The sequence below is a fragment of the Bacillus badius NBRC 15713 genome, from assembly GCF_001591605.1.
Classification (GTDB): domain Bacteria; phylum Bacillota; class Bacilli; order Bacillales; family Domibacillaceae; genus Pseudobacillus; species Pseudobacillus badius.
The window spans coordinates 21,124-46,656 of sequence record NZ_BCVF01000034.1; the positions used below are offsets into that span (position 1 = coordinate 21,124).

General features: G+C 44.5%; 25 protein-coding genes and 2 other annotated features. Of the genes, 6 read left to right on the forward strand and 19 right to left on the reverse strand.

What is annotated here, in order from left to right:
* Positions 1-23: 23 nt before the first annotated feature.
* From trpA to trpE, 6 genes are read right to left on the reverse strand one after another with little or no spacing between them, the layout of a single operon-like run.
* Positions 24-809 carry a tryptophan synthase subunit alpha gene (gene trpA / locus BBA02S_RS15300; RefSeq protein WP_041113546.1) on the reverse strand — a complete coding sequence of 262 codons (786 nt, stop codon included), beginning with the start codon at positions 807-809 and terminating at the stop codon, positions 24-26.
* Complete coding sequence (gene trpB, locus BBA02S_RS15305; protein ID WP_041113545.1) at positions 802-2,007, reverse strand: tryptophan synthase subunit beta; 1,206 nt, start codon at positions 2,005-2,007, stop codon at positions 802-804. Before trpB ends, trpA begins: the two co-directional genes overlap by 8 nt.
* Complete coding sequence (locus BBA02S_RS15310; protein ID WP_041113544.1) at positions 1,982-2,617, reverse strand: phosphoribosylanthranilate isomerase; 636 nt, start codon at positions 2,615-2,617, stop codon at positions 1,982-1,984. The genes trpB and BBA02S_RS15310 overlap by 26 nt, the downstream gene beginning before the upstream one ends.
* A gap of 10 nt (positions 2,618-2,627) precedes the next feature.
* Positions 2,628-3,407, reverse strand: coding sequence for an indole-3-glycerol phosphate synthase TrpC (gene trpC, locus BBA02S_RS15315; protein WP_041113543.1), 780 nt, complete (start codon positions 3,405-3,407; stop codon positions 2,628-2,630).
* Positions 3,404-5,017 (reverse strand): bifunctional anthranilate synthase component II/anthranilate phosphoribosyltransferase, encoded by a 1,614-nt coding sequence (locus BBA02S_RS20370; protein ID WP_082040204.1) that lies wholly within the window; start codon positions 5,015-5,017, stop codon positions 3,404-3,406. Before BBA02S_RS20370 ends, trpC begins: the two co-directional genes overlap by 4 nt.
* Complete coding sequence (gene trpE / locus BBA02S_RS15325) at positions 5,014-6,411, reverse strand: anthranilate synthase component I (protein WP_041113542.1); 1,398 nt, start codon at positions 6,409-6,411, stop codon at positions 5,014-5,016. The genes BBA02S_RS20370 and trpE overlap by 4 nt, the downstream gene beginning before the upstream one ends.
* A 67-nt stretch (positions 6,412-6,478) precedes the next feature.
* Positions 6,479-6,706: a binding site (T-box leader), on the reverse strand.
* A gap of 37 nt (positions 6,707-6,743) precedes the next feature.
* Positions 6,744-6,991, reverse strand: a binding site (T-box leader).
* 207 nt (positions 6,992-7,198) lie between these two features.
* On the opposite strand from trpE, the gene BBA02S_RS15335 reads away from it, so the two are divergent.
* Complete coding sequence (locus tag BBA02S_RS15335; protein ID WP_169799370.1) at positions 7,199-8,437, forward strand: EAL and HDOD domain-containing protein; 1,239 nt, start codon at positions 7,199-7,201, stop codon at positions 8,435-8,437.
* A gap of 3 nt (positions 8,438-8,440) precedes the next feature.
* Here BBA02S_RS15335 and panF read toward each other — a convergent pair whose 3' ends face one another.
* The 5 genes from panF to BBA02S_RS15360 form a co-directional block, all read right to left on the reverse strand.
* Positions 8,441-9,877, reverse strand: a complete 1,437-nt coding sequence (gene panF / locus BBA02S_RS15340) for a sodium/pantothenate symporter (protein ID WP_041113541.1) — start codon at positions 9,875-9,877, stop codon at positions 8,441-8,443.
* Positions 9,874-10,152 carry a YhdT family protein gene (locus BBA02S_RS15345; RefSeq protein WP_041095860.1) on the reverse strand — a complete coding sequence of 93 codons (279 nt, stop codon included), beginning with the start codon at positions 10,150-10,152 and terminating at the stop codon, positions 9,874-9,876. Before BBA02S_RS15345 ends, panF begins: the two co-directional genes overlap by 4 nt.
* A 482-nt stretch (positions 10,153-10,634) precedes the next feature.
* Positions 10,635-11,525 carry a homoserine kinase gene (gene thrB, locus BBA02S_RS15350; RefSeq protein ID WP_041095859.1) on the reverse strand — a complete coding sequence of 297 codons (891 nt, stop codon included), beginning with the start codon at positions 11,523-11,525 and terminating at the stop codon, positions 10,635-10,637.
* On the reverse strand, positions 11,522-12,583 hold the full coding sequence (thrC, locus tag BBA02S_RS15355; RefSeq protein ID WP_041113540.1) for a threonine synthase: 1,062 nt from the start codon (positions 12,581-12,583) through the stop codon (positions 11,522-11,524). The genes thrB and thrC overlap by 4 nt, the downstream gene beginning before the upstream one ends.
* Positions 12,580-13,884, reverse strand: a complete 1,305-nt coding sequence (locus BBA02S_RS15360; protein ID WP_041095857.1) for a homoserine dehydrogenase — start codon at positions 13,882-13,884, stop codon at positions 12,580-12,582. The genes thrC and BBA02S_RS15360 overlap by 4 nt, the downstream gene beginning before the upstream one ends.
* Before the next feature lie 325 nt (positions 13,885-14,209).
* Here BBA02S_RS15360 and BBA02S_RS15365 point away from each other — a divergent pair, with 325 nt between their 5' ends.
* The gene (locus BBA02S_RS15365; RefSeq protein ID WP_041095856.1) at positions 14,210-14,854 is read left to right on the forward strand and encodes a nitrous oxide reductase accessory protein NosL; all 645 of its coding nucleotides are present in this window, start codon (positions 14,210-14,212) and stop codon (positions 14,852-14,854) included.
* Positions 14,855-14,896: 42 nt separating this feature from the next.
* Here the strand turns inward: BBA02S_RS15365 and BBA02S_RS15370 are convergent, their stop codons facing one another.
* From BBA02S_RS15370 to BBA02S_RS15400, 7 genes are all read right to left on the reverse strand, one after another.
* Positions 14,897-15,595 (reverse strand): ABC transporter ATP-binding protein, encoded by a 699-nt coding sequence (locus BBA02S_RS15370; RefSeq protein WP_041113539.1) that lies wholly within the window; start codon positions 15,593-15,595, stop codon positions 14,897-14,899.
* Positions 15,592-16,410, reverse strand: coding sequence for an ABC transporter permease (locus BBA02S_RS15375; protein ID WP_041095854.1), 819 nt, complete (start codon positions 16,408-16,410; stop codon positions 15,592-15,594). The genes BBA02S_RS15370 and BBA02S_RS15375 overlap by 4 nt, the downstream gene beginning before the upstream one ends.
* A complete protein-coding gene (locus BBA02S_RS15380) occupies positions 16,407-16,862 on the reverse strand; it encodes a nitrous oxide reductase accessory protein NosL (protein ID WP_041095853.1) in 456 nt (151 codons plus the stop codon). The genes BBA02S_RS15375 and BBA02S_RS15380 overlap by 4 nt, the downstream gene beginning before the upstream one ends.
* The gene (nosD, locus tag BBA02S_RS15385) at positions 16,859-18,166 is read right to left on the reverse strand and encodes a nitrous oxide reductase family maturation protein NosD (protein ID WP_052477277.1); all 1,308 of its coding nucleotides are present in this window, start codon (positions 18,164-18,166) and stop codon (positions 16,859-16,861) included. The genes BBA02S_RS15380 and nosD overlap by 4 nt, the downstream gene beginning before the upstream one ends.
* 224 nt (positions 18,167-18,390) lie before the next feature.
* A complete protein-coding gene (locus tag BBA02S_RS15390; RefSeq protein ID WP_041095851.1) occupies positions 18,391-18,573 on the reverse strand; it encodes a hypothetical protein in 183 nt (60 codons plus the stop codon).
* 184 nt (positions 18,574-18,757) lie between these two features.
* Positions 18,758-19,396, reverse strand: a complete 639-nt coding sequence (locus BBA02S_RS15395; RefSeq protein WP_041113538.1) for a hypothetical protein — start codon at positions 19,394-19,396, stop codon at positions 18,758-18,760.
* Between the two features lie 54 nt (positions 19,397-19,450).
* Positions 19,451-20,095 carry a phosphatase PAP2 family protein gene (locus tag BBA02S_RS15400; RefSeq protein WP_169799371.1) on the reverse strand — a complete coding sequence of 215 codons (645 nt, stop codon included), beginning with the start codon at positions 20,093-20,095 and terminating at the stop codon, positions 19,451-19,453.
* A gap of 457 nt (positions 20,096-20,552) precedes the next feature.
* Between BBA02S_RS15400 and BBA02S_RS15405 the strand changes: the two genes are divergently transcribed.
* Positions 20,553-21,614, forward strand: a complete 1,062-nt coding sequence (locus tag BBA02S_RS15405; RefSeq protein ID WP_041095845.1) for a glycosyltransferase family 4 protein — start codon at positions 20,553-20,555, stop codon at positions 21,612-21,614.
* An 86-nt stretch (positions 21,615-21,700) separates the two neighbouring features.
* Positions 21,701-21,847 carry a hypothetical protein gene (locus BBA02S_RS21050; protein WP_169713110.1) on the forward strand — a complete coding sequence of 49 codons (147 nt, stop codon included), beginning with the start codon at positions 21,701-21,703 and terminating at the stop codon, positions 21,845-21,847.
* Positions 21,848-22,077: 230 nt separating this feature from the next.
* On the opposite strand, the gene BBA02S_RS15410 is transcribed toward BBA02S_RS21050, so the two are convergent.
* Entirely contained in the window at positions 22,078-23,196 is a 1,119-nt protein-coding gene (locus BBA02S_RS15410; protein ID WP_169799372.1) for an ATP-binding protein, read from the reverse strand.
* A gap of 675 nt (positions 23,197-23,871) precedes the next feature.
* On the opposite strand from BBA02S_RS15410, the gene cyoE reads away from it, so the two are divergent.
* On the forward strand, positions 23,872-24,813 hold the full coding sequence (gene cyoE, locus BBA02S_RS15415; protein ID WP_041095843.1) for a heme o synthase: 942 nt from the start codon (positions 23,872-23,874) through the stop codon (positions 24,811-24,813).
* 112 nt (positions 24,814-24,925) lie between these two features.
* The gene (locus BBA02S_RS15420) at positions 24,926-25,171 is read left to right on the forward strand and encodes a hypothetical protein (RefSeq protein WP_041113537.1); all 246 of its coding nucleotides are present in this window, start codon (positions 24,926-24,928) and stop codon (positions 25,169-25,171) included.
* The last annotated feature ends 362 nt before the right edge of the window (positions 25,172-25,533 follow it).

The following is a 25,533-nucleotide window of genomic DNA, read 5'->3' on the forward strand; positions in this document are numbered from 1 at the left end:
TTTCTTTCAAATAACTTGAATGATTATTTTGCTTGTACCGCTGTTTCCGGAAGCAATTGCTTGATTTTCTCCTGCTGTCCCCGGTGAAATAACTCAACAATTTTACTGCCAACGATAACACCATCACAGTACTGGCCCAGTTCTTCGACTTGTTCCTTTGAAGAAACACCGAAGCCGGCAAGCACAGGAACTGAGCTTTTTGATTTGATGCGCTGCAAATAGGAGCCGACCTCTTGCGCGTAACTGGCGCGCACACCGGTTGTTCCCTTTACAGTAACCGCATAAATGAACCCCTCTGCTCCTTCTATAATGTTAGTTACCCTCTCTTCAGGGCTCGTTAAGGCCACTAACCGGATCAAAGCCAAGTCATGCCGCTTGAGCGCCTCATTTACTTCTCCTTCTTCTTCAAGCGGCATATCCGGCATAATGACCCCTGCCACGCCAGCTTTGCGGCTGTCTGCAGCAAAGGCGTCAAGTCCATATTGAAAAACGGGATTTAAATACGTCATCAAAAGAATCGGGATGGTAATGGCGTCTTTATAGATGGCCAAATGCTCCAGCACGCCTCTCAGCGTGACTCCATGCGCCAATGCCCGTTTCCCTGCTTCTTGAATGACTGGGCCATCCGCTACTGGATCGGAAAAAGGAATGCCTACTTCAACCGCTGTCACGCCCGCCTCCTGCAAAAACAAAAGCTTGTCTTTTAACGTGTCCAGTCCCCCATCTCCGGCCATAATATAGGCAACAAATGCTCGGGTCTTGTTTTCTTGTACAGTTTGAAAAGCCTGTTCAAGCTTGAATTTACTCATTTTCTTTTCCTCCCAGTCTTGCTTGTATCGCTTCCACGTCCTTATCGCCGCGGCCGGATAAACAGACGGCTATACATTCATCCTTATTCATCGTCTTGGCAAGCTTAGCCGCATAGGCGATAGCATGTGAGCTTTCGAGCGCCGGGATAATTCCTTCTGTTTGTGTCAGCAATTTAAACCCTGCGAGCGCCTCTTCATCTGTGATGGCCGTGTACTCCACACGACCGATATCTTTAAGGAGACTGTGCTCCGGGCCAACTCCCGGATAATCAAGACCTGCTGAAATTGAATGGGCCTCTTGAATTTGTCCATCCTCATTTTGAAGAAGATACATTTTGCTGCCGTGAAGCACACCGACCTTTCCTTTTGTCAAAGAAGCCGCGTGCTCTTCTGTATTTATGCCGCTTCCGGCAGCTTCTACACCGTACAACCGAACGGTTTCATCATTAATAAATGGATAAAACATCCCCATGGCATTGCTGCCGCCGCCAATGCAAGCAACAACCGCTTCCGGCAGCTTTCCTTCTTTCTGGATCATTTGTTCTTTCGTTTCAGCACCAATCACACTTTGAAAATCGCGAACTATTTGCGGAAATGGATGGGGCCCGAGCACCGATCCCATAATATAATGCGTGTCTTCTACATTCGCCACCCAGTAACGCAGCGCTTCGTTAACCGCATCTTTTAATGTGCCGCTTCCTTGACTCACGCTAACAACCTTGGCTCCCAGCAGCTCCATGCGGAACACATTCAGCTTTTGGCGGCGAATATCTTCTGCTCCCATGAAAATAACGCATTCTAAATTAAGTAAAGCACTGACCGTCGCCGTCGCTACTCCATGCTGGCCGGCTCCCGTTTCCGCCACCACTTTCTTTTTTCCCATGCGCACTGCTAGAAGCGCTTGTCCGATTGTATTATTAATTTTGTGGGCACCTGTGTGATTTAAATCTTCCCGTTTCAAATAAATTTTGGCACCGCCCAGCTTCGCTGTTAAATTCCGGGCAAAATAAAGCGGATTTTCCCGGCCGATATAATCTGTTAAGTAATGATTCAGCTCCTGCCGGAACGCCGGGTCATTCCTCGCTTCCTTATAGGCTTCCTCCAGTTCCAGAACAGCCGGCATTAATGTTTCCGGCACGTATCGTCCGCCGAACGGACCAAAATGGCCTCGCTCATCTGGTTGTGTATAGGTTGTCATTAACTGTTGCTCCTTTCACTGTTTCAATAAATTGTTTCATTTTCGTCCGGTCCTTGACTCCATCCGTTTCCACACCGCTTGATACGTCTACGGCAAAAGGCTGAACCAGCCGGATCGCCTCTTGTACGTTCTCTTTATCTAATCCGCCGGCCAAAATAAGGCGTGAGCGGTCGAATGACTCTTTTTCTAAAGCCGACCAGTCAAAGGCGGTGCCATTGCCTCCTCTGTAAGGGCCAGCCGGGCTGTCGAGCAGCACAAAGTCCGCCGGGTAACGAAGCAGATCGGAAGGCTGAATGCCGGATTGAAAGCTGAATGCCTTAATAACAGGCAGTTGAAGCTTTTTCGCCAGCTCTGGCGGCTCATCGCCGTGAAGCTGAATGATATCGAGGCGGGCCTGATCGGCAATTGACCGGATCGTTTCAAGTTCTTCATTAACGAAGACGCCAACTTTAACCGGACCTTTTCCCAGCCATCCGGCGGCTTGCTCCGCCTGGGCGGCTGTCACCTGCCGTTTGCTTTTTGCAAAAACAAAACCGATGGCGTCCGCGCCGATTTGTTTGGCATAAAGCGCGGTCTCCGTGTCCTGAATGCCGCATATTTTCACTTTCATGTCCTCCACCTCACAGACAGATTTTTAATTCGTGAAAAGTTTGGGTAATATTAGCACTCTTCATAAATGTTTCGCCAACCAAGATGCCCCTGGCCCCCGCTGCCTTTACTCTTTCTGCATCGGCTGCCGTTTGAATGCCGCTTTCTGAAATAAATACTTTTTCATGCTGCCCATACGCCTGCAGCAGCCTCTCCGTTATCCCGAGATCGACGCTAAAGCTTTTCAAATCACGATTATTAATGCCGATCACGTCCGCTCCAACTAAAAAAGCCCGTTCCATCTCTTCTTCGTTGTGCACTTCAAGCAGCACGTCAAGCGCCAGCTCCCTCGCGTACGAATAAAGGCCCGCCAGCTGCTCTTGGGAAAGAGCGGCGGCAATTAACAGAATAATATCGGCCCCGGCAGTTTTTGCCCGGTCAATTTGCACGGGATCAATAATAAAGTCTTTACATAGCACCGGGACGGCTACTTTTTGACGAACAGCCATGAGGTCGTTCATCGTTCCTTTAAAAAATGGTTCATCTGTTAAAACTGAAATAGCATCGGCGCTGTTTTGTTCATAAGCCTCTGCCTGCAGACTGGGATCAATGCCTGTATTGATGATCCCTTTTGAAGGGGACGCCCGCTTAATTTCAGCAATAATATTCATTGTTTCAGATTGTGAGAAACGGGTGTACAAAGACGGCTGTGTTCGTTTTTCCGGCTGTACATCCGCTTGAAAAGTTTCTCTTAAGTGCGCCACCTCCTTTTTCTTCTCCGCCAGGATTTGATCTAAGATTGTTGCGCTCATACCGTTGCCCTCACTTTCTGCCGCTGTTTGGAATAATCAATTAAATAATGAAGCTTCGACAAGGCGGCACCTGAATCAATGCTCTCTTTTGCAAGGGCGATGCCTTCTTGAATAGTTTTCGCCCTGCCGTTGGCGAACAAGCCAATGCCGGCATTCAGCAGGACGGTATCACGCCTCGCGCCTTTCTCTCCCTCCAGAATGCTTTTTAAAATCTCCGCGTTTTCCCTGGCTTCGCCGCCGCGGATTGCTTTCAAATCATAAACGGGAAGTCCGGCTTCTTCAGGAGTAACAATCATCTTTTTCGTCTTTCCCGATTCAAGCAAGATCAAATGATTGTCACCGGCTAACGAAGCTTCGTCCATAAAGCCGGCGCCATTGAGAACGACCGCGCGTTTTCTCCCAAGATAATTCAGGACATCGGCCATCATCTCTAGCATATCTCGACGGTAAATGCCTAACAGCTGGGTATCAAGATGCACCGGGTTAGTGAGCGGGCCGATCAAATTAAAAATGGTCGGAATTTTTAAGTCGCGGCGAACTTTCATGATCTTTTTTAATTTTGGATGCACGTGGGGAGCAAACAAAAAGGTAATGCCGTTCTCTTCCAACAGCTCCTCTGTCTCTCCCTCCAAATAGTCGAGCGAAATGCCCAGGTGTTCTAAAACATCCGCGCTTCCTGTTTTGCTTGATACACTGCGATTGCCATGCTTTGCTATTTTCACCCCGGCTCCCGCCAGCACAAAAGCGGCCGTTGTGCTGATGTTAAAGCTATGCGAACCATCTCCCCCTGTTCCGCAATTATCCATCACTCCAGGCAGCACTTTTCCCGATCCAAGCGCATTTTGCCTAAGCACATTCACCAGAGCGGCAATTTCTTCTACCGTTTCCCCTTTTGACTTCAAAGCCACTAGAAAAGCCGCAATCTCACTGTCAGTGGCATCCTCCTGCAAAATCTCTTCAATCGCCTCTCTCATTTCCGTTCTCTGCAAGGACTGGCGATCTGACAGCTTGACTAAATATTGCTTCATCTTTTTCTCCTTCCTGTACTGGCGGAAAAATTGCTGAATAATAGCGGTTCCTGATTTCGTCCCGATTGATTCCGGGTGAAATTGCAAGCCATACACGGGATATTCTCGATGACGAAGCGCCATAATCTCCTCATCGTCCACAGAAGTGGCGAGCACTTCCAGTTTTTCCGGAAGCGAATGACGATCAACAGAAAGGGAATGATAGCGCATCACCGGCACGGGACCGGACAGCGCTTGAAATATTTCGTTGCCATTATGTTTAATCAGCGATATTTTTCCATGTTTGATCGTTTGAGCCGGGACAATGTTCGCTCCAAAGGCAGCGGCAATCGCCTGATGTCCGAGACAGATGCCAAGGATTGGGACCCGATGGAAGAAGGTACGCACTACCTCAATACAGATGCCCGCTTCCTCCGGTGTTCCAGGACCTGGAGACAAAACAATCGCTTCCGGCTCCAGCGCTTCGATTTCAGCCAATGTCATGTCGTCATTGCGGATGACCCGCACATTTTTTCCTAAAGAACTGATTTGCTGATACAAGTTATAAGTAAATGAATCGTAATTATCGATAAGCAAGATCATAATTTTACCTCCAGCAGCGCTTTGGCTTTATGCATCGTTTCTTCATATTCTTTTTCCGGAACGGAATCATACACGATACCGGCTCCTGCCTGTACATAGGCTTGATTATCTTTCACAATCATTGTCCGAATAGCAAGGGCAAAGTCGAGATCGCCATTCGCTGAAAGGTAACCGACTGCCCCTGCATATAACCCTCGCTTCGTTGATTCCAGTTCATTAATGATTTGCATGGCTCTGATTTTTGGTGCGCCGGACACCGTACCCGCCGGCAGACAAGCGGACAAGGCTTCAAGCGGGTGAACCTCTTTCCTCAGCTCTCCTGTGACTTCTGAGACAATATGCATCACATGCTTATATTTTTCAATCTTCTGATATTTAGATACGCGCACACTCCCTACTGTACACACACGCCCAAGATCATTGCGGCTTAAATCGACAAGCATGCGGTGTTCCGCTGTTTCCTTTTCGTCGTTGAGCAGTTCTCTCTCTAAGGCGGCATCTTCCCCTTCTCCTGTTCCCCGCGGCCTTGTGCCGGCAATCGGATTAGCAGTCACCTCCCTGCCGCTGATTCGAATTAAGCTCTCGGGAGAAGCTCCTAATACGACATAGTCATTAAAGTCGATATAAAACATATAGGGAGAAGGATTAGATGTTCTTAAACGCCGGTACAGTGAAAATGAATTGCCGCTGAAGCGAGCTTTCAGACGCTGAGAAAGCACGACTTGGAAAATGTCTCCGCGAACAATATGCTGTTTTGCTGCTTCAACCATCTGGCTAAACTGCTCTCTGTTGACATTTCCAGTAAACGATAGCTGTTCCGGCGGCTCTCCTGACTGAGGCTGCCCGGCTTTATTTACACAATTTTCCAAATTCAATAGCGCTGCTTCCAATTCCTTTTCTGTCCTGTCTCCAAACAAGTCCACCGCAACAAGCGTAACTTTTTGCAGCAAATGATCGTACACCATAAACGTATCGTAAAACATAAAGTGGACATCCGGCATATGAAGCTCATCCTTCAATGGCTCACCGATCCTTTCGTCCAAAAAGATCACATCGTATCCAATATAGCCGATGCCGCCGCCAAAGAACGGAAAAGGCTGTTCATCCATGTCTCTGTCCGCTAGCATTTCCCTTAATTGGCGCAGACTGTGTCCAGAAAACTTTTGCCGAGCTCCTGTACGGTGATTAATCCGTTCAATCTTCTCGCCCGCTGCTTTATATTCGGCCGCCGGATTCGTGCCAAGAAAAGAATACCGCCCGCTCTGTTCATGCTTATACGAGCTTTCAAGCAAAAATTTCTTTTCCCCCTTCATTTGATGGTAAAGCATAATAGGGGTAAGCATATCCCCTTCCATTTCCTTTAATTTATAAGCCATTTGTTCGCTCGTTCTCATCACCATTTCACCTCGTCAGCTTGATAAAATAAAAAAGTCCTCCGCAGCAAATGAATAAATCCTTGCTGCGGAGGACGGGTTACCCGCGGTGCCACCTCTCGTTGAAGCTAAAAAGCTCCCTCTTTGTCCGGACAAAAGAAGTTCCTGTCCAGTATCCGGTAACGGCGGAAGCCGGGCAGCCATTTCCTGCTGCCTCTCTGAAGTCCATTCGGCATGATAAGCGGCGCCGGCTCTCACCCTCCCGGCTCTCTGTCGCGCGCGTCACATGCCTACTCCTCTTCGTCACTGAGTTTATCGATAGTCGTTTTAAAAAACACAAAAAGCCCCCTGTCGCAAAGGACGGGGAGCCGTGGTACCACCTTTATTGACTGCAATTATTGCAGCCCACTCTGAAAGCATCAAAGCGATCGCTTGAATGCCTGTCTTTTGTAACGATAAGACGTTCGCCGCAGCCTACTGTCTAAAGAGTTCGGTGCGGAAGCTCGGAAGGCCATTCACTAAAATGTCTGCACTGATTCTCACCCGCCATCAGCTCTCTGAAGCATTCATTCAAGCTACTCTTCTTCGTCAACGCTCATTTATACATCGTTCTTTATTTGTTGTAACTCATCATAATCGAAAGGGAAAGAAAAAGTCAACTTTTTTTAAAAAAAATCTTTTTTTCATAACTGCCAACAGCTTGTCAGCCAAGCAAAAAATCTTTTTTATCATAAAAACATATAGACAAAAAATACTATCTAATGTATATTTTTACCTATAAACTATGATAAAAGTAAGGGGTATTAAGATGGAGAAAATGGATGTGTATGTAGCGAGACAGCCGATTTTCAACCGGGAAGAGCAGACAGTCGCCTATGAGCTACTGTATCGCAATAAAGAAGGCAAGCACCCTGGAAAGTCCATTAATGGGGATGAAGCAACGATTGAAGTCCTATCTAACAGTATCTTAACTATCGGAGTAGACCAAATTTCCAGAGGAAAAAAGCTGTATGTAAACTTTACAGAAAATCTGTTGCTCCAAGACTTCCCTATTTTTTTGCCGTCTAACAAACTAGTGATTGAATTGCTTGAACAAATCGAAGCCAATGCTGAAGTAGAAGCTGCCTGCCAACAGTTAAAAGCAAAAGGATACACTCTCGCTTTAGATGATTTTCTGCTAAGCGACAGCAATAAGGAATTAATAAAATATGCGGATATTATTAAGGTCGATTTTCTGGATACGACAAAAGCGGAAAGAAAAAGGATGAAGGAAGAACTGGCCCATTTCCCTCTCACCTGGCTTGCTGAAAAAGTAGAAACAAGGGAGCAGTTGCAGGAAGCGCTTGATGAAGGATTTGATTTGTTTCAAGGGTTTTTCTTCGCTAGGCCAACAATTGTCAGCGCCAAATCTATCCCTCAATTTTCAGGACACTATTTTGTTATTTTAGATGAAATGATGGGTTCGGAACCAGACATTCTTAAAATAGCCCATCTGATTGAATCCGATTTGTCCCTTTCTTATAAATTATTAAAGCTGCTTAACCGGACAGCTTTCATCCAGAGACAAAAGGTAAAAACTATTCATCAGGCCATTATGCTTATCGGTCTTGAAGAATTAAGAAAATGGTTCTTCTTTATTATGATCAGTTCTTCCGGTTCCGCGTGTCCTGAAGAAGTCGTCCATATTTCATTAGTTCGGGCGAAAACGTTAGAGCTGCTTGCCCTGCATCATTTTCGTGAAGAGCCTCCGTCTTTATTTTTTCTGTTAGGCATGCTCTCAATGATTGATGCGCTGATTAATCAGCCGATGGACAAGCTGCTTCAGGACCTTCCTATTGATGAACGAATCAAGCAAGCCCTTTTATTCGAAGAAGGAACACTTTTTCAACTGCTTCGATTAATAACAGCTGCAGAAAGGGGCCATTGGGGAGCAGTGAGCGAGATCAGCCGCACTTTGCAAGTTGAAGAAAGCGCTTTATACACTTGCTATCAGAATGCCCTTGAGTGGGCCGACAGCATGATCAAAGCAGAAACAGGCCAGGGATGATCCCTAGGCCTGTTTCCATTTAGAACGCCCGGTGAACAGCGAGACAGCCACGAATGTGATAAGTGACAGCAAGATCGGCAAAACTACCGTATGCATGCCAAAAGCATTCGGATAAAAAGTGCTCAAAAGAATATAAGAAATCATCCCCATAATCATCGCCGAAGCGGCTCCTGTCCCGTTCGCCCGCTGCCAATAGAGCCCTAGGACTACAGGCCAGATAAAAACAGCTTCCAATCCCCCGAATGAAAATAGATTTAGCCAAATAATTAAATCAGGCGGCTGCAGGGCGACAATGAAAACGATCACTCCGATCACTGCAGTAACAATAAAACTAAGTTTTTTCACTTGTTTTTCTTCGGCTTTTTTATTGATAAAGTGCAAATATAAGTCCTTGACTACGGCGCTTGAGACAAGCAGCAGCAGCGAGTCGACTGTAGACATAATAGCTGCCATCGGCGCTGCCAGCACAATGCCGGCAAGCCAATCAGGCATGATCGTCATCGCCAGCTCAGGCATCACCTTATCGCCTACAGTAACCCCGGGGATAATCGCCCGTGCCATCACTCCAATTAAATGCATGCCAAGCATGATCACTCCGACGACGACAGTGCCGATTATTAGCGCACGGTGCATCGCCTTCGCGTTTTTATAGCTCATTGCTCGGACAGCCACCTGGGGCAAGCCGACCACTCCAATGCCGACTAAAATCCAAAAGGAAGAAAGATAAAGCGGTGTTAAACTACGGTCATTTCCATACGGACTCAATAAATTTGGATTTTCTGCGCCAAGTGTCCTCATAATGTTTTCCATGCCTCCGCCGGCTTTTAAAGCGGCTATAAATAAAACCACTGTGCCAGCCACCATCACAAGACCTTGAACCATATCCGTAATCGCTACGGCCCGAAAACCCCCGATGACAACGTAAACTAAAACAGAAGAAGCAAATAGAATTAAAGCGGTTGTATAAGAGAGACCTGTGAGTGACTCCACCAGCCGCGCACCGCCGATCCACTGGGCAGCCATCGCTGAAAATAAGAAAATGATAATGCTGAGCGCTGCCAGGACGACGACGAATTCATTTTTATAGCGGGCAAATAGAAAGTCGACAAGCGTTACTGCCTGATATTTTCTCGCCATAATAGCAAATTTCTTCCCAAGAATCATCAAAACAAAATAACCTGTGGCTACCTGGCTCATGGCCAGCAGCACCCAAGAAAGACCGTAGTTATAAGCGGCTCCCGGTCCGCTCAAAAAACTGGAGGCACTGCCATAGGTAGCTGCCATCGTCATAGCCAAAATAAAGCCCCCGAGTTCGCGGCTTCCTAAGAAATATTCTTGAATGAACGAAGAAGAGCTTTGCACATGCCGTGATGCGTAAACACCCACTAAAAAAATAATGACAAGAAACACGACAAGCGGCCAAATCACGGACATATTCATCTGTTCTCACCTTCTTCATCAAACGGGACCTCTTTAAAAAAGAATGTCACAGTAAAAACCACAAGTAAAATCATCACAATAAGCCCGACTATACAACTGTAAAAAAACCAGGCCGGAAGCCCAAAGATAAAGCGGTACTTCTCAACAGGGCCACTGCCAAGGCCGTAAGCAAAGCCGTACCACCAAATAAAATTAAATATGACTAACAGGATTCCTATCCAGGCCTCTTTCTTAGCGATTATAAAACGGGAATCCTCCTGTTTCTCTTTTTTCATATTCCCCTTCCTTTCTTTAACAGGAGCTTAGCAGCCTCTTTTAACATTACGACAGGAAAGCGGCGGATGCAATCCTGTTTCTATAAAGGCTGTCATAAAATTTTTCTGCTGTTTAACAAAGCAGAGGGCATGTCCGCACTCACTCCTTGATAAACCTGTTAACACACTAAATAACTAATACAAAAATGGATAAAACAAAAAAAGATGGCACCCTGTAGGCGCCACCTTCCTATGCTAAATCTGCAATGCTCCAATCTCATTAAAGAGGGGGGTAATGAGAATGAATGTCAATTTCAATTATAACGGATTCAATTTTCTTGTCAACTATTTTTTCCGCTGCTTTGCACGATAGATCTATTCTTTTAAGATCCTCCCATTTATCATTGAACACCTTGGTCTTAACTGACTTCCACGCAGTTTATACAGAAAAGCGGCAGAGAGTCTTTCTTCTCTGCCGCACGGATGGATATATTAGACTGTTTTTATTGACATTGCACTTTGCCGAGATGAAAATCCAGTTGCTTCACATCGCAATCCGTGAATCGGTCACGGAATAAGCACATAACATCAGCACCTTTTCCTTTCGGGGCGAACGTCAAAATAGTCGGCCCTGCGCCGCTGATAACGGTAGCATAAGCTCCTGCAGTTTTTGCAATGCTTCTTGCTTCTTCCAATTCTTTAATCAGCTTTAGCCGATACGGTTCGTGAAATTGGTCCTTTTCCATCAGCTTCCCGGCAAGTTCATAATTGCCGGCCGATAAAGCCGCCAGCAAGACATTGGCTACAGCACTTGCTTCAACTGCTTGCTGCCTTGTAAAGCTTTCCGGAAGAACGCTGCGGGCATCACTTGTTTTTACTTCATAAGGCGGAATCAAAACAACTGCCTCTACAGCCGGAACGGGAAGCTGAACAATCTCCGCTTCTTCACCGAACGAGACGCCGGCCACCATCCCGCCAAATAAAGCCGCGCCAATATTATCAGGGTGGCCCTCCATCTGATTGCCGATTTTCAACTTGTCCTCGTCAGAAAGCTGGAGATCCGCATACCGGTCCGCCAGTTCAATGCCGGCGGCAATCGCCGCTGCGCTGCTGCCGAGCCCGCGGGCCAGCGGAATATCGCTGGCCATGATAATATGCAAAGGCGGCAACGTACCGCCATAAGCAGCAGCCGTTTTTTCCGCCGCCTGATACACAAGGTGCGACTTATCATTTGGCAACCCTTCCAGCATCGGTGAACGATGCTCAAAATGCCATTCAGCAGCAGGTGTAATCTCTAGTGTTAAATACAAATTCAATGCAAGCCCAAGGGAATCAAACCCAGGACCGAGGTTGGCCGTGCTGGCCGGCACCTTCATTGTTACCGGTGCACTCATGCACGAACCACTCCTTCAATAAAATCAAACACAGCTTTTTCTTCATTCGGCAATACAACTGGCTTTTTCGCAATTTGATTGATCGCTGTTTGCGGATCTTTCAAGCCATTGCCCGTCAGCACTGCTGCCACTGTAGCCCCAGCTGGAATTTCGCCTGATTTGCGCTGCTTAATGATGCCCGCGATGGACGCACAAGAAGCCGGCTCAGCGAAAATGCCTTCTTCTTTTGTGATTAATTCAAATGCAGCGAGAATCTCCTCATCTGTGACAAGGTCGATTTTGCCGCCGGACTCATCCCTTGCAGCTACGGCCTTATCCCAGCTTGCCGGGTTGCCAATACGAATCGCTGTAGCCACTGTTTCCGGCTGTTCGATTACCATGTTTTTGACGATGGCCGCAGCACCTTCCGCTTCAAAGCCATGCATCTTCGGAAGGCCTGTGCCGAACTTTTCATTATACTCTTTAAAACCTTTCCAGTACGCTGTAATATTGCCGGCATTTCCAACAGGAATCGCCAGAACATCCGGTGCTTTTCCAAGCTGGTCGCAAATTTCAAACGCAGCTGTTTTTTGCCCTTCAATCCGATACGGGTTTACCGAATTCACAAGTGTAATCGGTGAATGCTCACTAATGTTGCGAACCATTTTTAAAGCATCATCAAAGTTTCCTTCGATCGATACAATCTCAGCTCCATACATCATTGCTTGGGCAAGCTTGCCCATGGCGATTTTCCCTTCTGGAATAACAATGATCGCGCGCATGCCGGCTCGGGCTGCATAGGCGGCTGCAGCCGCCGACGTATTGCCGGTAGAAGCACAGATGATCGTGCTGCTTCCTTCTTCTTTCGCTTTGGCTACGGCCATTACCATGCCGCGATCTTTAAACGAACCAGTCGGGTTGGTTCCTTCTGTCTTTACATGAAGATCAATATCAAGCTTCTTGGATAAGTTGTGAAGCGGGATCAACGGAGTGTTCCCTTCCATTAAAGACAGTTCCGGCGTGTTCTCCGTTACTGGCAAAAATTCTTTATATTGTTTAATTAAGCCTTCCCATTTCATTTCGCTGTTCCCTCTCCTTCAACCCGATAGAAGCTTTCGACTCCCTTGACTACATCGAGGTCTTTTACTTGTGATAATACATTTTGGTAGTTTTCCATTGATGCGTTATGAGTAACAATCACAATTTCTGCCACTCCCTCTTCTTCAAGCGGCAGCTGAAGAATTTTTTCAAAGCTGATCGAATGGCTGGAAAATAGTTTCGTCAGTTCAGAAAAAGCCCCAACTTCATCACGGACGTGCAAGCGGATAAAGTATTTGGCAAAGCGCTCATTTGCAGCTTTCAATTGGCGGTCAAATTGCGGCGCCAGGGCACTGCGGCCATTTACGCCTAAACGCATGTTTTTGACAACCGCTAATACATCACTGACAATCGAAGTAGCGGTCGGCAAGCTTCCTGCTCCCGGACCGTAGAACATTGTTTCACCAACGGCTTCCCCATACACATAAACGGCATTATATTCATCATGGACCGAGGCAAGCGGGTGATCGTTTTCCAAAAATGTCGGTTGAACACTTACTTCCGCACGATCATTCTCCTGGTCAGCATAGCCGATCAGCTTCATTGTGTAGCCGAGCATGCTGCCGTATTTCAAATCGTCCTTTGTCACGCTCGAAATGCCGCTGACAGATACATCATCGAGTTCAATATCCATTGAGAAAGCAAGCCGCGCAAGGATAGCCATTTTGCGTGCGGCATCTAAGCCCTCCACATCAGATGTCGGATCTGCTTCAGCAAATCCTAAGTCCTGGGCATCTTTTAAAGCTGTTTCATAAGAAAGTCCATCTTTTGTCATCTTCGTCAAAATATAGTTTGTTGTCCCGTTCACAATTCCCATCATTTTCTGAATCTTATCAGAAGCAAGACCATCAGCAAGACCTTTAATAATCGGAATTCCGCCTGCTACGCTTGCCTCATAGAATAGGTCACAGCCATTTTCAGCAGCGATTTTTTGCAACTCTGAACCATGAAGGGCAATTAAATCCTTATTTGCAGTAACAACTTGTTTTTTCGAATTTAAGGCGTCTATTATGTATTTCCGTGTTTCTTCAATTCCGCCGATGACTTCAACAATCACATCAATTTCCGGATCATTGATGACGTCATATGGATCTGTAGTGAGGAGGCTGCTGTCGAGTTCGACATCGCGGACTTTGTCCGGATTCTTCACTAGGACTTTTTTAATTGATACCGGGCATCCTACTTGGTGAACCAGCTGTTCCTGATGATTTTGAATCATCTTTACCACTCCTGTACCAACTGTGCCTAACCCTAATAAACCTACTTTAACGTTGTCTTTCACAATTCCTCACTCCCGTGTTCATTTGTAGTGTACATTTGTTTTTATATAGTAGACATTATATATGCTTCCTTTCCTTATTACAACCTATTATGCTAGTAAAATAAAATTCTTGCCGCTTTTCTAAATTTTATAAAACATCTTTTCATCTTTCAATAACAAAAAGCGGCGGTTACTGTAAAACAGCCTGAACGACGATTTTGCTTTTTCTCTATCTCCCCGGCTGCTGTTTATCTGCATGGACAGAAAAATAAATGCCCACTCTTCATTCTTTTCTCACAAATATTTTTTATACTATCTCTGTAAACAAGAATTAGGGGGCACTACGATGAAAAAATGGATGTATGTAATCTCAGCAGCAGCTGCTTTAAGTCTGGCAGCTTGCTCCGGCGGAGAAAAAGCAGAAGAGACAGAAAAAGCAACCGCCAAAAAAGCGCAAACAGAAACGGCCCAAGCTGATCAGACAGCTAAGGGGCAAGAACACAAGCATGAAAACGGCGAGCCTCATGACCAAACAACGTGCGCGTTTTGTGAAATGAAGGTCTATATGATGGATGAGGAAATGGGGCAATTCACAGCGAAAGCGACTAGCGAAGACGGTGAAACACTATTCTTTGATGACGTCGGCTGCATGCTGAATTATGAAAGAAAAACTGAAAAGCCGGCGAAAGAACGCTTCGTGCGCGACTTTAATTCGTTAGAATGGATTCCGTTTGAACAAGCCAAAATCCAAAAAACAGATGTAAAAACACCGATGAATTACGGGTATGCTTTCTTTAAAGACGAAGCGAGCGAACAGGAATTCACAAAAGCCCATGCGGAAGCCAAGCCAGCCTCAGCCGAGGACATTGATGCCATCGCCAAAGAACGCTATATGAAAAAGATGAAAATGTCGGAAGAGAAAATGGATCATGACGGACAAGGTCATGGCCACGAGGAAAGTGAACATGGCGAGGATGGCCATTCATCATAAAATAATGAAGAAGCAAATAAAAAACACCCGTTTGGGTGTTTTTTATTTGCTATATTCCTTAAATAATGCCTCATCAAGAGAGGAATGTCCTTCTAACAGCTTCTCTATGCGTTCATGGACAAATAATCGGCCATCCTGCAGAAAGGCCAGTGTATCGGCCAGCTCTTCCACGACCATCAAAATATGCGTGGTAAATAAAATGGTACAGCCTTCTTTCTTTTTCTCCAAAATAATTTCCTTCACTTGATGCACCCAGTAAGGGTCGAGCCCGTTTGTCGGTTCATCTAAAATAAGAATCGGCGCATCAGCAAGCAAGCTTTGGGCGAACGACAACCGCTGGTGCATGCCTTTTGAATATGTGCTTACCTTCCGATCTGCATGCTCAGTCAATCCGACAAGTTCAAGCAGTTCTCTTACTTTGCTGTCCCCCACATTTTGCAGTTCAGCAAAGTATGTCAGCGATTCTCTGCCTGTAAGCGCCAAAGGAAAAGAAAGGTCATCAGGCATGTAAGAAAACTGCGAACGAAAGGCTGCACTTCTCCCGTTCGCATCCACTCCATTTAACCGGATCGTGCCTGAATCAGGCGTGTAAATTCCTGTCATCATTTTAATCACCGTACTTTTGCCTGCTCCGTTGCTGCCGCATAGAGCCAGACATTCTCCTTTTGCCACTTGAAAAGACAGCGGATAAATAACATTTCTTTTCTGAAAAGACTTGGACACCTGTTCAAACACGATCATAACCTTTTCCCTCTTTTCATTAGACGGCTGGAAGCGAGCAAAGGACCCGCGACCCATAGGACGGCGGCTGCCGCAAACATCAGCCCGCCGGCTGCACTATTGGCCCAGATGGTAAAGTCATAGATGGATGGGCCAAAAACCGTTCCTCCCCCTATAAATAAAACCGTAAACACCCGTATAAGCTCCACCGGATTCAAAAACACGGACACCGTCAAGATCGGCAGCACCCATCCCGGGCTTGCTGCCATCGTTACTCCCATCATTATAAACTCATAAAACAGCACAAAAAACGCCCAAAGAAAAATTCCTATGCCCAAGGCTTGCAGCCGTCCTCCCGAGAGAACGCCCACAAACACAGACAAGGACAGGAACATCAAAACAAGGAGCAGCGACATTCCAAAGAAAACAAAGAGCAATTCACCATTTCCACTGGCAAATTGATAGAGGAACAAGCTCGATATTCCATACCCGAGCGATAAAACGGCAACAAGCGAGATAGCAAGCCCGATAAATTTTCCGATAATCAGCGAAAGCGAAGCAAGCGGATAAGTGAGAAGCAAAGCCATCCTGCCATCCTCTTTTTCGCCGGCAATTAATAAACTCCCTGACAGTAAGGTAAGTAAAGGCAGCAAGAATAAAGAAAGGTTCAAAAGGCTCGCTGTCGTTCGGGTAAATCCGGCAAACTCTCCGGCAGTCTGCCCGCTGAAAAAGACAACAATGCCTGATAACACTGTAAATAACCCGGCAAAAATAAACAGCCACCTGCTCCTGAAGGCTATTTTTATTTCATGACGAGCGATCGTCCAAACGGTCACTGATGCGCCCCCCAATCATGCTTCCTTATATCCTCTAAATTCATTTGCTTTCCTTTTCCTTCTTCAGCCATAAACTGCTGAGCGCTTTTCTCATCAGCAAATGATACTACCCCATACGACATAGGAGTCCAGTAGCTTTTATTATAAAGAAAAAGCGCTTCGTTCAGTTTCAACCAATCACCGGTTTGAACGTCCCTCACATACGCCTCCCCGATGTTTTTTTCTTCCTCTTGATTCAAGTATTCGATCATGCAGCCAATATCATCAAAGGTTTCTACTGTTCCATCTGTTAAAACCACTTCCGTCGCATATTGGGTAGCTGCAATGCTCATGTTGCATATATCACACACATCAATATCCGGATTAATTTCCACCGGCTCATAGGCGTGTTCCTTGCCGCAGCCTGCCAGCGCAAGTACGGAGAAAAATAAAAAAATAAGTATCCGCTTCATGTTTCCCTTCTCCTTCTCTGTTGAATGAAATAAAGCAGCCCGCCCGCAGCACCCGCACAGATAAACAGCAAGCTCATGTAGGAAGGAGCTTCCTTGTGAACATTATTTACTAACGGGTAACGATCTGTACCGTCCTCTTCTCCTTTTAAGGAAAACAGCTTTTCAACTGACTGCCACACATGCATAGCCGGGCTTTCAAAATAAAATTGCAGATGCGGATAGCGATACAAAAGCTGGCTATAGCCAGATGCGCTTTTATACGGCACCTCTCCAATTCCATCTCCGTCCAAATCATACGAACGATAATCGTCCCAATAGTTGCCGGATTGTCCATCATCAAGAAAAAAGGACTGTCCCGATAGCTTCGTTTGAATCAGGTTTCCCTCCATTCGGTTCCTCCTCATTTGAATGTTGCGGTTTTCCCCCTCCGTTGTGATGCCGATATAGTTGCCTGCTATTTCATTCTCTTCCATTAATACCGCTTTTGCTGTCTGTAAAGAAAGACCGTTGTGGTTGTAGAGCACCTTGTTGCGAAGCAGCTGAACGTCCTCTGTTTCATAAATTAATACACCGTATCCCCGGTAATTGACATGCTGCTCCAACCGATTTTCTTCTATTTTGATACCGCTTGAGTTCATGGCCATAATCCCTGTTATATTGTTGGATAACTGATTAGACTCAGCTCGATTTTGGGCAGAGAACATAAAATGAAGGGCATACCTGGAATCGCTGATTCGATTGCCTTTCAACAGGTTATCAGACGAATCATCTATATACACGCCATCCTGGACTTGTTTGATTGTATTGTTCGTCAGCTTATTTTCATTCGTTGACAGCAAATGGATGCCGTTTCCCCGGGTAGAAAAATGGCCGGTATAACTGGAAATAGTATTGCCTGTTATCACATGCCGGCCGCCTCCTCTTATGTAAATTCCATATTGAACATTGTCAAACCAGTTATTTCTTATCTTTGCCTGCTTTACTTTCTTTAACAGCAAGCCCGCTTCTTGTGCTCCCTTTCCCGATTGCTTGATCGTCAGACCGCTGATGCTGACATGATCCGCCTCCACTGTAATCACGGTGCCGTTCTTTTGGCCATCAATAACGACGCCCTTCCCGCCAATAATGGTAATCGGTTTATCGATCATGAGCGGGCCTTTATATGTGCCTGCGGCTAAGCGAACCTCGCTATTAACAGGCGCTTCATCTATGATTCTTTGTAAATTGGCCGGCTCCGCACCAGTCTTCCCAGGCCAGCCGACAATGAATAAAGCCAGTGCCAACAGTGCCGCTTTTTTCTTCACTGTGCCACCTCCTTCTTTCTTTTTTTATAAAAAAATTGTGAAGAAATGAAGAAATAAAAACGAACCTTCTATGACTTCTCGTTTAAGCATCAAAACAAATGCCCACATCAGCACCTGCACCAGCCGGCTGGTTGCCTGACTGTACGCAGATCACTGATATGGGCAAGTAGATCATTATGGCTTCCGGCACTTCCTTTTATACAATAGGCAGCTAAAATGGCCGGTCAGCTGTTTTTGTAATCACTGAGGCTTCTCTCCTCCTGCATCCTGTCGACCTTGTCTTCTATCCTTCTTAAACGTTCTTCCTGCTTTTTCATCGAACGGACAACTTGGACAATCAAGAGAATGATGCCAATCGGAATAAGTAAAGAAAATAGCTGAAAAATCACATCTCCTACATTAATCATTATAGTCACCTCCTGTTTTCTATGTATAACCTATTATACCTTATTTTGGAAAAAATTTGTATTTTTGCAAAAGATAACAATCTTGTCATTATTCAGGCTGGCCGTTTGGAGAAGCTTTCTTTATTGCCCATCAAAAAAAGAACCGCCCCAAACCAGGTTTGGGAACAGTTCTTCCTGCAAGCGATTATTTATTAAAATCAAATTCACTAAGCGAATCTGCATGGCTGGCAATCATAGCGATAATGGTATTTGCTTCTTCCTTGCTGAAAATAAAGTTCGTTTCATCCTCCAAAAGTTCATTATCGACCGTTTTGATCCGGTTCACGCGCCGAAGAACACCGTCGCCCGTTTCTTCAATCACGCCAAACTGATACGTCACTTCCACCTCATCCTCATGGGCATACGCCGTTACCTCTGGAGTGGACCACTCTACATCAATCTGTTCAAACACTTCGTCGTCATCAGCTTCGTCCTCCATTACCCATTCATGGTCCTCTTCCCAGCCGCTGACGCCTTCCATAAATTCATGAAAGCTTTCATGCACCTCGTCAATAATGTCTTCAATATCCGGAAGTACCGTTTTAGACATTTGTTCCCTGTCTAGTTCTAAAGTTTTCACATAAAACTCTTCATTATGCGGGTCAAAAAACAATGAGCAAAAGTATTCACTCTCATCCTCGCTCGTCTCAACAAAAAACTCAATCCTGGGATGCTTTGCTGCTCGGTCAACCGTCATATGGCCTACTTCATCGTATTCATCACAGATTGACTCCAAATAATCTTGCAGCTCCCCGCTTACCCGGTCAAACCATTCCATTGACATACTGCATCCCTTCCTTTCATATAATCAAGCTTAGTATGTCTATTGGATGGTTGTTTATTCATTTTTACCCATTGCCTGTTGCCGCAGGCTCTTTCGGCTCACAACAAATCTATATAAATAAACCACGAGCCCTAGAAACAGCAAGCCCGCACACGCGCCGGCAATCACATCTGTTAAATAATGAACACCTAAGTAGACACGGCTCACAGCAATTAGCGTCACGAGGACAATTACTGTTAGTCGCCACGCGGTGAAATGATTGTTTCCTTTGTGAAGAACATAGATGAATAGATAAAACAAAAAACCGAAAAAAACAGTTGCATTCATCGCATGACCGCTGGGAAAACTGTATCCTCCGGCCTCGATCAGGGAATTGAAAGCCGGACGCTCTCTTTCAAACATCCCTTTAAGCAAATGATTTGCTCCTCTTGATCCCCAGAATGCCAGCATGAAAAAGCAGGCCTCCCAGTAGTGCCGTTTTACTGCCAATCCAATCGAAATCAACACAGCTGCAGGCAGAAGTGTTTTGATCGAACCCATTTCGGTAAATAGATAAAAGAAGCCGTTGAAAAATCCTGTCCGTATCTTTTCAAAAAATAAAATAATGGACCGGTCATACGTTTCTAATAGCTGGGAGTTAACCATCACTGCTAAGAGTGCGAAAAACAATAAACTACCCCAAAAGATCGTCTTTTTCATCTTTCTATAACCTCCGGCCTGTCCAAACATCACATTGTTTCCATTCCTCCATATGATTGTATGGGTCAGCGCGAAAAATGTAAATGATCAGCTGCAGCGTTCAATCCTCCTAAGCAATAACAATCTCTTCCTCTTTCCGAGAGGACTTCATCAAAATCTTTCGCTAGCAGCCCCTCTCTTGTTGTATAATACGTTAAGATGCCCTCACACATCTTGATCATGCATGCAGAAAAAATCGAATGGCGTCGCATATTTAGACTTTTTCCCTGTTTTTAGAGCTTATAGGCATTTTCCCTTCTTTTCTCGACAAAAAGATTGAGTTATTATTAATAAGGGTAATAGTTGTTGTGCTATTTGCGACTTTCTTTTATTATCAAATTAAGCGCATAGAATTTCAGAAACTGTTCTTTATTAATTGATAGATTAATAAAACTCAGTTGTAAAGGAGCTTTATAAATTGGACCTACAACTTTTTTTAGCTTTCACGGTGTCGTTCATTACGGCTTTGATCGTTACACCTTTTGTCATTAAATTCGCGATAAAAATTGGAGCAGTAGATAAACCAAATGAAAGAAAAGTACACCAAACCTTAATGCCGAGGTTGGGAGGCCTGGCTATTTTTATTGGTGTTGCGGCCGGCTTTTTTGCTTCAGGCCTGTACGAAGAGCGTGTAGCTACGATTTGCATAGGAGCCCTGCTAATTGTTGCGCTTGGCATTTTAGATGATCTGTATGAACTATCGGCTAAAGTTAAATTTATCGGTCAGATTCTGATTGCTGTATTGATTGTCAGTTCAGGTTTAACCATTGACTTTATTACCATTCCGTTTATTAACGAAAAGATTCACCTTGGATTTTTTGCTTATCCGTTTACAATTTTCTGGATTGTAGGAATAACGAATGCAGTCAACTTAATTGACGGATTAGATGGCTTAGCGGCTGGCATTTCATCAATTGGAATCGCGTCTATCGCCATTCTGGCAGCTCTTTCCGGAAAACAATTAATTTTAACGTTAGCTTTAATCGTTCTAGGAAGCACACTGGGCTTTTTGCGCTATAACTTCCATCCAGCCAAGATATTTATGGGGGATACGGGCGCGTTGTTTCTCGGATACGTTATTGCGATTTTGTCTCTGCTCGGCTTGTATAAAAGTGTTACGCTCTTTAGTATTATCATTCCGATTATCATTTTAGGAGTGCCTGTGTTCGATACGATGTTTGCGATCATTCGCCGAATCATTAACAAAAAACCGATTTCGGCGCCGGATAAATCTCACCTTCATCACAGAATTTTGGATCTAGGGTTATCACACAGGAATACCGTGCTTGTCATTTACGGCTTTGGCATTCTTTTCAGTGTTGCAGCCATTTTGCTGTCATCAGCTACTTTATGGGCTTCACTTGCCATCTTGCTGTTGCTGCTGGCTGTTCTTCACATGATTGCTGAACTCGTTGGTGCGGTGGGAGAACGATATAAGACTTTCTCCAAGCTGTATAGAAAATTATCCGGCAGATCTTAAATTGACACCGTCTATATGTCCATGCGATAATTACTCTATAGTTTACATCTGCTTGATTTCAATTACCTGATTGGAGGCTGAGATGGATGGCGGCAAATGCTGAAACAAACAAAATCTCTGTAGATTCAACCGTTTCTTTAAAGGGTATCGTGAAAGCCATTTTTAATGATACAATTCACATACAAATTGGCGGGAAAATCATTACCTTACCTGCCTCACAAATTACTCCCTAATACATGCAAAAAGACAGTCTTAAAAAGACTGTCTTTTTTATTTGAATAAGGCTTTAAAATAAAAACAAGGAAGAAAAAGGATTGATTTTTCTCGAATGAAGGCGGCAACTCCTGCGGGGACAGCGCAAGCGGGAAGATCCCAAAATGGATCAGTGTCTGAAGCCGTGCCCGCAGAAAACATCTGCCGGAATGGAAAGCAGCCCTTTTTTATTTAAACAAACCAGCCTCGATTAAACGAGCCTTTCTTTCTCTGCTCCCGGCAAAAGAATACAGGCAGTCGTGCCTTTTCCCACCTCGCTTGAAAAAACCAACGTGCCTTTATGGTTCTCAATAATCTGATTGCTCACCATTAACCCTAGCCCTGTCCCTTTTTCCTTACTCGTATAAAACGGTTCAAATAAACGCTTTACTCTCTCTTTTGGAATACCCATTCCTTCATCGCAAACCCTAATCATCGCATATCCGTCCGGCTTCGCCATTGTTTGTATAGAAATATTTCCCCCTGTCGGCATCGCTTCAACAGCATTCTTAATTAAATTCATCATGACCTGCTTAATTTGCTTAGATTCACAATAGACCAATGGTAGCGAGGGATCACATTCAAGATCGAGCTGTATATTATTTAACACAGCTTCAGGCCTCATAAAGTCGACAATATCCGTTAAGTCTTTATTGAGGTTCTTTATTTCCAGCTTTAAATCTTGTTGAGGCTTGGCAAGGAATAAGAATTCATTCATAATAAATTCAATCCTCTCTAGCTCCGACAGCAAAAGCTCCTGATAAGGAGTGTTTGTTTCCTGCCCGAGAAGCTGCAGGAATCCTTTAATAGTCGTTAAGGGATTTCTGATTTCATGAGCAATGCCAGCCGCCAGCTGTCCGATCATTCCTAGCTTATCCCATTTTTTCACTAGAAGATCTTGCTCTTTCAACGGAGTAATATCATAAGATATACACATATACCGGCTAATTTTCTCTTCCTCGCCGACGATCGGAATTATTTTTGTCAATACCCATTTGGAGAACTCTTCTTCTCCCTGCAGCTCAAATTCCATTTCCCGCGGTTTATCTGAGGGCGTAGAGAAATAGCCCTGTAACTCTTTTAAGCTGACATTACGTATTTTGCTGCTCACAACCTCCGGATTTTTATAGGATTGTTCCACGCTAAATCCCCAAAAAGACTCAAAAGAAGGGCTGGCATACAAAGGCTCGTTCTTTTCGATATCGTAAATGCAAAGCACCTCATTAATATTTTCAATGCTGTCGAGAAGCAACAGCTCCCCCTCTCCTATCTGCCTTTTTGGCTTTTCAGCAGTTGTCTCTGTATCTACTAAACAACCAACCGTTCTCATCCATCCGTCCTCAGCCTTTTCTGATGTCTCCCAACGAAGAGAAAAACAAATATTGTTTTGAAGAAGGCAACGGTGGGTAAATGGGCGAAAAGGTTCATCTTTTTTTCGAAAGAGCAGATTTCTCTTTACCTTTTCTCTATCCTCAGGATGTACAAATGTCACAAAAGAGCGATCTGATACCTCTGATAAAGGACACTGTAAAAGCTGTTCAAATGGCAAATTTAAAAATTTAATGTTGCCCTTGCCATCTGTTAGCAAAAAAAGCTCTTTTATACTATTACTAAGCCACTCCATCGATTCAGACAGGTGCTTCTTTTCTATGCTGTGCTCCGCCACTTCTATTCCCCCATCATTTTATATGCAAAACTGTCAAAGCAGTAAAATTATCATTACACTTATTCAAGCTATATCTATACATATATACGTACTTTCATCCTAGATATTACTAAAGAATAAACATAATCTCAATAAGCTATCTAAGAAATGCCCCCATGATTATATGCCCTTCGATGAGTTCAACCGGTGAATACTTTTTGAATTTTACACATTTTGTTTTAAATGAATTTAATTCTGCTCAGTTGTTCTAAAGTTGTCAAAGCTCCTGCACCGCTCATGAGCAAAATATGATAAACTAACAAAGCATAGATATATTTTAAAAGGAAAAGAGGGGGAAAAATGCGAAGTGACGCAAAAATAAATAGAAGTGTTCAAGAAGCCTCTCTAGCCATGCCAAAACAGCATTTATCGAATGTTTTGGCGGAAACTATTAAGACAGGCATTATTAAGTCGAATCTAATCGCTGTATTAGCTGGATTGGCGTTAGCGTTATATATAAATGATATAAGCCCGGTTGAAAAACTCCCAGAAATTCTTTTGACCCTGATTGGGGCCGCACTTGTTATTGGATCAGCAGGCACCTTTAACAATTTGTACGACCGTGATATCGATTCTATCATGGAGAGAACGAAGAAACGACCAACTGTGACAGGGGCCATTCAGCCTAAGCCAGCCCTTGTCCTAGGTATTTCAATGGCCTTAACAGGACTGATCATTCTTGCCTTGGCCTCGCCGCTTGCAGCATTTTTCGGTTTTTGCGGACTGTTTCTTTATGTTGTACCCTATACTATGTGGACTAAACGTCATACGATTTATAATACGGAGATTGGAAGCATCTCTGGAGCGATGCCTCCGCTTATAGGGTGGGCTGCCATTACTTCGGATTTAATGCACCTTGAGCTTCTTGGGCTTTTTATCATTATGGTACTTTGGCAAATGCCTCACTTTTATGCTATTGCTATTCGAAAATATGATGAATACAAAGCCGCGAATGTACCCATGCTTCCAGTGGTGAAAGGATTTAAGCGTACCTACTTGCAAACTAATGTATACCTGACAGCTTTAATTGCCGGGAGTTTGCTGTTTATTCCTTTAAACATCGGCATTACAATCGTCGCCTTTCTGTTGAGCAGTGCCTGGCTAGCTTTAAGTATCATCGGCTATAAAAAAATGTCACCGAATAAATGGGCAACCACGATGTTTATCTTCTCACTTAATCATCTCACGATTTTATTTGTCGTGATCATTGCCTATTGTCTCATTGGTACTTTGTTTATATAAGCAGCCATTAAACATCAAGGCCCTTTCGCTTGACGAAAGAGCCTTGATGTTTAGGCACTAGTTTATAAAAAGTATAGGAAAAAGCTGATCTTTTAGACTGCAGACAAACTCAATGAAAATTGAAGTTTATCTGCAGTCTTTTTATCTTGCTTGCAAATGGGATCTGTTGATTTCCATTTCAGGCGCATCGCTTTCCGCGGAGCGGGCGGCGGGCCTCCTCGGTGTCAAAACGCCTGCGGGGTCTCCCTGTCACACTGATCCCGCAGGAGTCTTCTCGCGCCTTCCGTTCCAATCAACAGAGTGGAGAAATCAAATGGAGGCAGCGATCGATATGTATTTCTTTATTTTTCCATATTAGGCGATATATAGGTTCACCATTTTAAAAACACCGACCTGGTTGAACAGATCTTCTATCGTATCTGAAAAATAGCTACCGAGAAAAAGCTGACACGTTTTTCTGGACTCTGTCCATATGAAAGCTAGTGCGAATAAGCGTAAATCCAAAAGGAAGTGTATTCGCAGGTGCAAAAGAAAAGTACGGCCCGCTGAACTTAGCAGAGCGCGAAAATGGTCTGAATCATCGGCTAGGAGAGCTCTATCTTTCTCTCAAATGACTTGAAAACCATCTTAAAAAATAAAAAGAGAAGTTCAGAATGAGATCATTCCGAACTTCTCTGATAGACAAATTAAAAGAACAGCAGAAGCTGTTCTTTTTTTGTT